The organism is Spirochaetota bacterium, assembly GCA_026414805.1.
In the GTDB taxonomy this organism is placed as follows: Bacteria; Spirochaetota; UBA4802; order UBA4802; family UB4802; genus UBA4802.
Genome location: JAOAIH010000103.1, coordinates 1 through 7,499 on the forward strand (window position 1 = coordinate 1; position 7,499 = coordinate 7,499).

Consider the following 7,499-nt stretch of genomic DNA (forward strand, 5'->3'; position numbering starts at 1 on the left):
GTATGTGTACGCTTGAAGCGTATGGGATAGGGGTTAATGCCCTTTGCACGCAGTGCCTTTACTTTTTCAATACGCTGTAGTATTAAATCATTAAAATCTTCAGCCATTATATATATTTCCTCCGGAAAATTTAAATCTATGGATTTCATAAAATAGCTTTACCATAACCAACTACTTCATTAGCTTTCCTTAAAAAGAGCGTGCCTTATGTGGCAGCATGACTTATTTCCCTTCTATCAACTTTGCTAATGTGGACTTTAAGGATTTTCATTCAGAGCAAATGTCCCTGGCCTAATAAATATAATTGGCACACTCTCTCGTGCACACATTCACGATACAATCGTTAGATATTTAAAAATTACCTTATTTTATTACCAATACGGTTCTACCACATATATATTGTTGTGAATTAATGACTATTAAAAAATACAAGCCACATATATCATTTAAATATATCCACAACAACAGGTATTTTCCAATTTTGTATGTCAAGCGATAGTTATCGGCAATGAATTAACGATTGTAAAAAAACACATTGCTGTCAATTGAAAAAAATAATCCCACACTTCATTTCTCTGAAAACCTCCTAGTTTTTGATATAATATATTTCACAGGGAGAACACACAATGTCAAACACCTTTGAATTAGGTCCAATCCGTCCACCATCTGAAGCTTATAGTATATTGATCCGTGTAACCCGAAATTGCCCCTGGAATAAATGTGCTTTCTGCCACACGTATAAAGGACAAAAGTTTTCACGCCGTCCTATTGATGATATCATTGCCGACATTAATGCAATTCATACCATTGCGCATCGCATTCTGGATGTTGCTGACAGCACTATCACATTGCACACACTACAAAAAGCAAAAGGAAACGATGATACACCACTATACTACTATGAGCAGGTAGCATTCTGGCTCAACTATGGAATGAAGTCTGTTTTTTTACAGGATGCCAATTCACTGGTGCTATCGGCAAAAGATTTGTGCACCATACTTACTCACATAAAAAATTGCTTCCCCACTGTTGAGCGCATCACCTCGTATGCCCGAGCAAGCACTATCAGTAAAAAGACACTTGATGATTTAAAATCAATCCGTCAGGCAGGGCTCACACGCCTTCACATTGGGATGGAATCAGGCTCTGACACCGTGCTACAACGTGTCAACAAAGGCACTACCCACGCTGATCTTATCGATGCAGGCCAAAAGGCAATGGAAGCAGGATTTGATGTGTCATATTACTATATGCCAGGGCTTGGAGGCAAAGAATATATGCAAGAAAATGCCATCCAGAGCGCAATAGTTATAAACAATGTCAATCCAACATTTATTCGTTTACGCAGTACGGTTCCTATACCGGGCACACCACTGTATGATATGATGGAAAAAGGTACGTGGACACCTCTATCCGAAATTGAAAAGGTTCATGAGATTCGCCTGTTTATAGAGCACTGTGATAACATCACCACAACACTGACAAGCGACCATATGATGAACTTACTTGAAGATGTGGAAGGAACGTTCCCTTATGATAAAGCACGAATGCTTTCAAAAATTGATGAATTTCTTTCACTGCCACAGGAAGATAAGGAAAAATTTATAATTGGACGAAGAGTGGGGATTTATCGATATCTAAGTGATTATTATCCAAACTTCAAGATAGATCAGCTCTACTATTCTATCAAAAACCAATATGGCAGTGTTGATAAGGCTGTCATGGAGATTTTAAAGAATTTTATATAGGTCTAACTAAATACAATACATTAACGTCTTGATGCAGTTTTTCTCCAAGCTAAAAGTGTAATGGCGCTAATTATCGCAAGTATCGCACTTTCATTTTTTTTTCAGCAAAACAACGTCAATATTCAAATCATGCCTTAGTACACTGCGCCCACAAGCCATATAAAAAGCTACTACCACATCCAATGTATGCACATTGGCTTTGAAGAAAGCTTATAAAATGTGTACCAATTCTTCTTTTATAATACACCAACTATTTCATTTCAAATGTGTTCATCCTGTCAGGACCAACAGATATAATTGAGATAGGCACCTGCAAGCTATCCTGGATAAATTTTACATAATTCTGTGCAGCCTGTGGAAGCTCCTTAAAGGATGTGCAGTGCGATATATCTTCTTTCCAGCCAGGATGCTCTTCGTAAATTGGTACAATTTTATCCTGCATTGATGATGGGAAGTAGTCTATCTTTTTGCCGTTAATAGAATATCCAACCGCTACTTTGATTTTTTCAAAACCTGAAAGCACATCTAATTTAGTCAGTGCTATCGAAGTTATACCATTGATACGTATAGTGTGCTTTAAAAGCTCCATATCAAACCAGCCACACCGGCGAGGCCTTCCCGTTGTGGCGCCAAATTCACCGCCACGTGTTCGCATTATTTCACCTGCTTCGCCTTTTTCTTCGGTGGGAAAAGGCCCCTCTCCCACACGGGTAACATACGCTTTGGTTATGCCAACAATTTCATTTATTAAAAATGGATTTATTCCTGACCCTGCTATCGCCCCGCCAATACTTGGGTTTGACGAGGTAACAAACGGATAAGTACCATGGTCAATATCAAGTGCATTGCCCTGTGCACCTTCAAGCAATATATTTTTTCCTTTTTTTGCCTCACTATGTAAATAATATGGTGTATTAATCGCCAGATCGCCAGCATACGCTTTGAACTGCATGAGCAGATCATATATTTCATCAAAAGAAAAACCCTTCCTGTTATAGCAGCGTTCAAACTGAGTATTTTTTAGTGTAAGAGCTGTGGCAAGCCGTTCTTTGAGATACTCATCATCAAAGATATCACCAACTCGTATGCCCACCCGCAAACACTTATCGGCATAGCATGGGCCTATACCTCGTTTTGTAGTACCAATTTTATTTGAACGCGCCTCCTCCATTGCAGCATCAAGTTCTTTATGGAATGGCAAAAGTAGATGTGCTGCATCTGATATATACAACCGCGCGCGTACATCTATGCCTTCTTTTTCAAGTAACTGACACTCAGCAATCAACTGCTCAGGGTCTATTACCACACCATTACCTATAACACATACTGTCCCTTCATGTAAAATGCCTGAAGGGATAAGATGAAACACATGCTTTTTTCCATTGACAACAACAGTGTGCCCAGCATTTGCTCCGCCCTGATAGCGCACAATAATATCTGCCTTCTGCGAATAGTAATCAATCATCTTGGCTTTGCCTTCATCACCCCACTGAGTGCCTATAATTACTGTACAACCCATAGTAAATCCCTTTCTTATTTTAAATGATAATTAGACCAACCTTGCCCGGCTACTGGAATATATAAAAATAACAAGCTTTTTTCAAGCATTAATCTTCTTCACCAGATACTATCTCCCTGCCTTCTTTCAGTAAATAGAGGGCAACTAGTATACCCACAATAGGGTCAGCCTGCCACAATCCCCACAGGTAGTTGAGTCCCAATCCTAAAAGCAATGCCACTGAAAGGAATGCGCAGGCCAGCGTTTCCTTTGCATCCGAAAGCAAGCTTTTACTTTGTAATGCATTGCCCACCGTTACTTTTCTAGCATACAGCACTGGCATAATGACAATTGATAGCACTGCAATGATTATACCCACTATGCTTGTATCAGGGATTTCTGAAAAATATAACTTTGTCACTGACTCATACAGTATATATGCTGCCAAAACAAAAAATGTTAAACCCACAAGTTTCAATGCTCTCTTTTCAACTTTTTCTTCCTCTTCTTGTGACACAACCCCATGCTTTTTAAAGCGCCATATCATTATCATACCCGATAGCGACTCTACAAAGCTATCCAGTCCAAAGCCAACTAGCGCAATACTTCCGGCAAACGCACCTGCAACAACCGATATCAGCCCTTCAATGATATTATAGCTTACAGTAAAATACGACAGATACAAGGCTTTCTTATGTAAATCATCCATTTCCTTTTTTACTCCTGTTAATATTTTACCCCTATGCCAAATATTGATTCATAATTAATTGAAGTGGTAAACACACTGAACCTGTTTATTCGCACCTTTGCTATGAGCACCACATTATATTCATTTGCAAGCTGTACTGCCAGTGATGTGGGAGAGCCCTTTGTCGCAATAATACTAAATCCAGAAGCTATTGCCTTCTGAACAATTTCACTTGAAATTCTTCCAGTTGAATACACTATCTTGTCATCAAGTTGTATATCATTGAACAATGCATATCCTACCAGTTTATCAATAGCACTATGCCTACCAATCTCATCGTAAAAGGCAATACATTCACCGCTTCTTGTATATAAGCCAGCACTATGAACACCATGGGTAAGCTTATGTAATTCCGATGTCTGGTAAAACTGTTTTCCTATTTTCAAAATCATTTCAGGGGAAACTTGCGGTGGATGTAGTTTTTGAATCATCGTGGAGCCTAAAGATACATTCCCGCAACCTGACACAATTGACCGGATAGAAAAAAGCCTGCTGACAATAGCATCGCTTTCTTTTATTTTAATATTCACGAATAATTTTTCAAAATCTACTACAATATCTTCTATTTCATCCTTATGATGTAGTATTCCTTCAGCTACCAGAAAGCCAGCTCCAAGTTCTTTGAGCTGTTCACCTGAACATGCAATGGAAACAAATGTCTTGCCATTAATTGCTATGCTAACACCATACTCTGCACTTACCGGAACTGATATCTTTTCAAACTTCCCCTCCTGGTACTGAAATGCATCAACATATTTTACCGGTTCAAGTTCTGTATCCATCCTGTTTACACTTGCTCCTTAAGTTTTTTTATTGCTTCAAGCGACAATTGCAAACATCTCATATTTGAGTCTGGAACGTCTATATTCATAAGCTTCTCTTCAACATCTTGTATACCCTGATCAATATGCTTACCTTTGACAAGTTCGCTCACCAGAGATGCCCCTGCTATCGCATACCCGCATCCATACGCTTCAAATTGTATGTTGTTAATTATTGTATTGGCGATAGTAACTGTGAATATAACCACATCATTACATTGATCACTCTTTACAATAATTTTATGGTCATAATTATCTACTACTCCTACATTTCTTGGATGCAAAAAATGGTCTTTCAAAATTGTGTTTTTCATTACTTTGTAACAAACGTTTAATTTATACATTCAAACTATCACACAGTAATATAGTGTACATCTTTTTAGTTTTTTTTCTAATCTATTTTAAATACTATTCTAACAATAAAATCCATCCAAAAAGACAAGCATACGCACGTCATTTTTGTGGACATACCACATAATTATCTTACTTTAATTAACCTTTATGTTCGCGGCTCTGCTTACAATGACGATGCAAAACGAGCACATTTTTCTATTATATAAAAAATTGTTCCAATAAATATTGACAATTGTACGTCATATTGTATATTATTAATAACGGGGACGATTTTGGTTTCGACTGCAATAGCATGTCTGTAGCTGCATGCCGAGTTCCTGCTGGCTCGTAAAAACTGGCAGATTAAAATAAGTGCAAACAACGATTTAGCACTCGCTGCATAATAGCCGCGACGTCTTTATCAATCCTGCTCCTCTGGGGATGATAAAGGCGTAAGATACAGAGGATAGCTATTGGGTTGTAATCCTGGCTCAATAGCAAAACGTTAAGGATTTGCTCACTGGGGCGGGTTCCTGTTCCCCTAACCAGTGATAAGACAAACGAACAGGATAAGCATGTAGAGGCTGCAGGTATGTGTTGTAGGACGCGGGTTCGACTCCCGCCGTCTCCAAGTATAAATAATTCTCCTACTTTAGAAAACCCAGCTGTGTCAATGTAGTAACACAGCGCGAATTAATTTCATTGAGCAGGAAATCCCATAAAATTTCAGTAGAAAATTCATTTATTTCTTTGCGGTCATGATTATAGTCAAAATATACAACTTTTAATTCTGTATTTAAAATCACCATCACCGAATCATAATCTATAAATCCCATCCCATACGATACTACCCCATAGGGTTCATAAATTACCAGTAAATCACATCCATACTTTTCAAATATGGATTTAAGATCATTTTTATTCCTGAAGCAATATGAATTTACTATGCCTGTTGCCTTATAGTATAAAAAATTCCCTTCAACTGAAGTCTGAAAAAACCTGTCATCGTTTGATTCAACAACAGTAAGAGTGCTGGCAGCATCAGGAATTACTACAACCTCTTTTATGTGTCTGTAGCCTGCTATCATTGCCTGTAACGTTTTAGTATACCGTGAGTATTCAATTGGGCTGCTGGCAGGAATGCGTACTACAATCGCTATTTTTTGTATAGTTTTCATTCTGGGGAGGTCTTCTTTAAGCTCCTTAGGCTTGCCCGAACTGCATGCTAGATATAATGATATCCATATAAAAATAACTAAACGTATATAATACATTTTAGTATGTGAATATAGCATCTATTGGGTTCTCCCTGTATGTATAAGATTTCACCACTATCATTTGGGGCATAGCTGTTAATCATTTACTAAAAAATTAAGTATCACTCACCACCGCTTCCAAAAAGCAGTGGTGAGTGCTAACTTCTGTATAAAATATATTATTCACTCGTTGGTGTATATTATTCACCTATTTAACTGGAATACTCCTGCCCAAATTAAATGCTTTTAAATTCATTTCCACAAATTTTTCTTTTACACTTTGTCGTATTGCTTCTTCCCATGATGTATGGTCAAACTCCAGAAAATTAGATAATACACCCAGCATAACAATATTGACCGCTCGGTTTGAGCCAGCTTCTTTCAATGCCTGTGTGGTATCAACCACATGACATTTGGGAACATTAGTACATAGCCAGCTTTCAATATCTTCAGGGTATTTTGCAAGCCCAGCTTCAACTGGTGAAGGATTTACTTTTAAATTATTAACGATGAGCATGCCTTGTGGCGAAAGATAGTCAAGTTTGCGCATTGCTTCAAGTAATTCTAAGGCTACTACAAAATCAGCAGTGCCTTTTTCTATTAAGGGAGAATATACTTTTTTGTTAAATCGTACATGGCAATCAACACTACCTCCACGCTGTGCCATTCCATGTACCTCAGATTCTTTAACATCATATCCAGCATTTACTGCAACTTGCATTAAAATTTTGCTTGCCAGTATAACTCCCTGACCGCCTACACCTGCAAAAATTACATTTGTCATACCACTTCCCTCTATTTATTCAGAATACATTTGCGTAAAGAAATAATAACCGATGGCTCTTTTGCTTCAATTTCTTCACGTACCGCTTTTTCAAATTCTTCCATATTTTTTGGGTCTATTTTTCTAACTCTCTTTACCCCTACAGCTTTGCATAAAAGCTCCAGATCAAGTTCATGAGTTTCCTCACCCTTTAATGTTCTGCCAGTTGCAGGATGATCCTGATGCCCCGTCATAGCAGTAACACGGTTGTCCAGTATTATAACCGTTCCTGTGCCTTTATTATACACAAGATCAATTAATGGCGTAATTCC

General features: G+C 38.0%; 8 protein-coding genes and 1 other RNA gene. 2 read left to right on the forward strand and 7 right to left on the reverse strand.

What is annotated here, in order from left to right:
- Positions 1 to 626 precede the first annotated feature (626 nt).
- Entirely contained in the window at positions 627 to 1,748 is a 1,122-nt protein-coding gene (locus N3F66_14145; protein MCX8125286.1) for a radical SAM protein, read from the forward strand.
- 250 nt (positions 1,749 to 1,998) lie between these two features.
- Here the strand turns inward: N3F66_14145 and N3F66_14150 are convergent, their stop codons facing one another.
- The 4 genes from N3F66_14150 to N3F66_14165 all read right to left on the reverse strand — a co-directional run bounded on the left by N3F66_14150 (position 1,999) and on the right by N3F66_14165 (position 5,129).
- Positions 1,999 to 3,267 (reverse strand): adenylosuccinate synthase, encoded by a 1,269-nt coding sequence (locus tag N3F66_14150; protein MCX8125287.1) that lies wholly within the window; start codon positions 3,265 to 3,267, stop codon positions 1,999 to 2,001.
- Positions 3,268 to 3,355: 88 nt separating this feature from the next.
- A complete protein-coding gene (locus N3F66_14155) occupies positions 3,356 to 3,955 on the reverse strand; it encodes a cation transporter (protein MCX8125288.1) in 600 nt (199 codons plus the stop codon).
- Positions 3,956 to 3,972: 17 nt separating this feature from the next.
- A complete protein-coding gene (gene fdhD / locus N3F66_14160) occupies positions 3,973 to 4,776 on the reverse strand; it encodes a formate dehydrogenase accessory sulfurtransferase FdhD (GenBank protein MCX8125289.1) in 804 nt (267 codons plus the stop codon).
- 5 nt (positions 4,777 to 4,781) lie between these two features.
- Positions 4,782 to 5,129: an iron-sulfur cluster assembly scaffold protein gene (locus N3F66_14165; GenBank protein MCX8125290.1), complete on the reverse strand. Its 348-nt coding sequence runs from the start codon at positions 5,127 to 5,129 to the stop codon at positions 4,782 to 4,784.
- Between the two features lie 302 nt (positions 5,130 to 5,431).
- On the opposite strand from N3F66_14165, the gene ssrA reads away from it, so the two are divergent.
- Positions 5,432 to 5,780: a transfer-messenger RNA gene (gene ssrA, locus N3F66_14170) on the forward strand.
- Positions 5,781 to 5,795: 15 nt separating this feature from the next.
- Here the strand turns inward: ssrA and N3F66_14175 are convergent.
- The 3 genes from N3F66_14175 to N3F66_14185 all read right to left on the reverse strand — a co-directional run.
- On the reverse strand, positions 5,796 to 6,443 hold the full coding sequence (locus tag N3F66_14175; protein MCX8125291.1) for a hypothetical protein: 648 nt from the start codon (positions 6,441 to 6,443) through the stop codon (positions 5,796 to 5,798).
- Between the two features lie 169 nt (positions 6,444 to 6,612).
- Positions 6,613 to 7,188 carry an indolepyruvate oxidoreductase subunit beta gene (locus tag N3F66_14180; protein ID MCX8125292.1) on the reverse strand — a complete coding sequence of 192 codons (576 nt, stop codon included), beginning with the start codon at positions 7,186 to 7,188 and terminating at the stop codon, positions 6,613 to 6,615.
- Positions 7,189 to 7,199: 11 nt separating this feature from the next.
- On the reverse strand, positions 7,200 to 7,499 hold a 300-nt coding region (locus tag N3F66_14185; protein ID MCX8125293.1), incomplete at its 5' end, for a thiamine pyrophosphate-dependent enzyme.

Bases quoted from the DNA above. Each gene is read 5' to 3' on its own strand.
- N3F66_14145 (MCX8125286.1), top strand. From the start codon at position 627: ATGTCAAACACCTTTGAATTAGGTCCAATCCGTCCACCATCTGAAGCT.
- N3F66_14150 (MCX8125287.1), bottom strand. From the start codon at position 3,267: ATGGGTTGTACAGTAATTATAGGCACTCAGTGGGGTGATGAAGGCAAA.
- N3F66_14155 (MCX8125288.1), bottom strand. From the start codon at position 3,955: ATGGATGATTTACATAAGAAAGCCTTGTATCTGTCGTATTTTACTGTA.
- fdhD (MCX8125289.1), bottom strand. From the start codon at position 4,776: ATGGATACAGAACTTGAACCGGTAAAATATGTTGATGCATTTCAGTAC.
- N3F66_14165 (MCX8125290.1), bottom strand. From the start codon at position 5,129: ATGAAAAACACAATTTTGAAAGACCATTTTTTGCATCCAAGAAATGTA.
- N3F66_14175 (MCX8125291.1), bottom strand. From the start codon at position 6,443: ATGCTATATTCACATACTAAAATGTATTATATACGTTTAGTTATTTTT.
- N3F66_14180 (MCX8125292.1), bottom strand. From the start codon at position 7,188: ATGACAAATGTAATTTTTGCAGGTGTAGGCGGTCAGGGAGTTATACTG.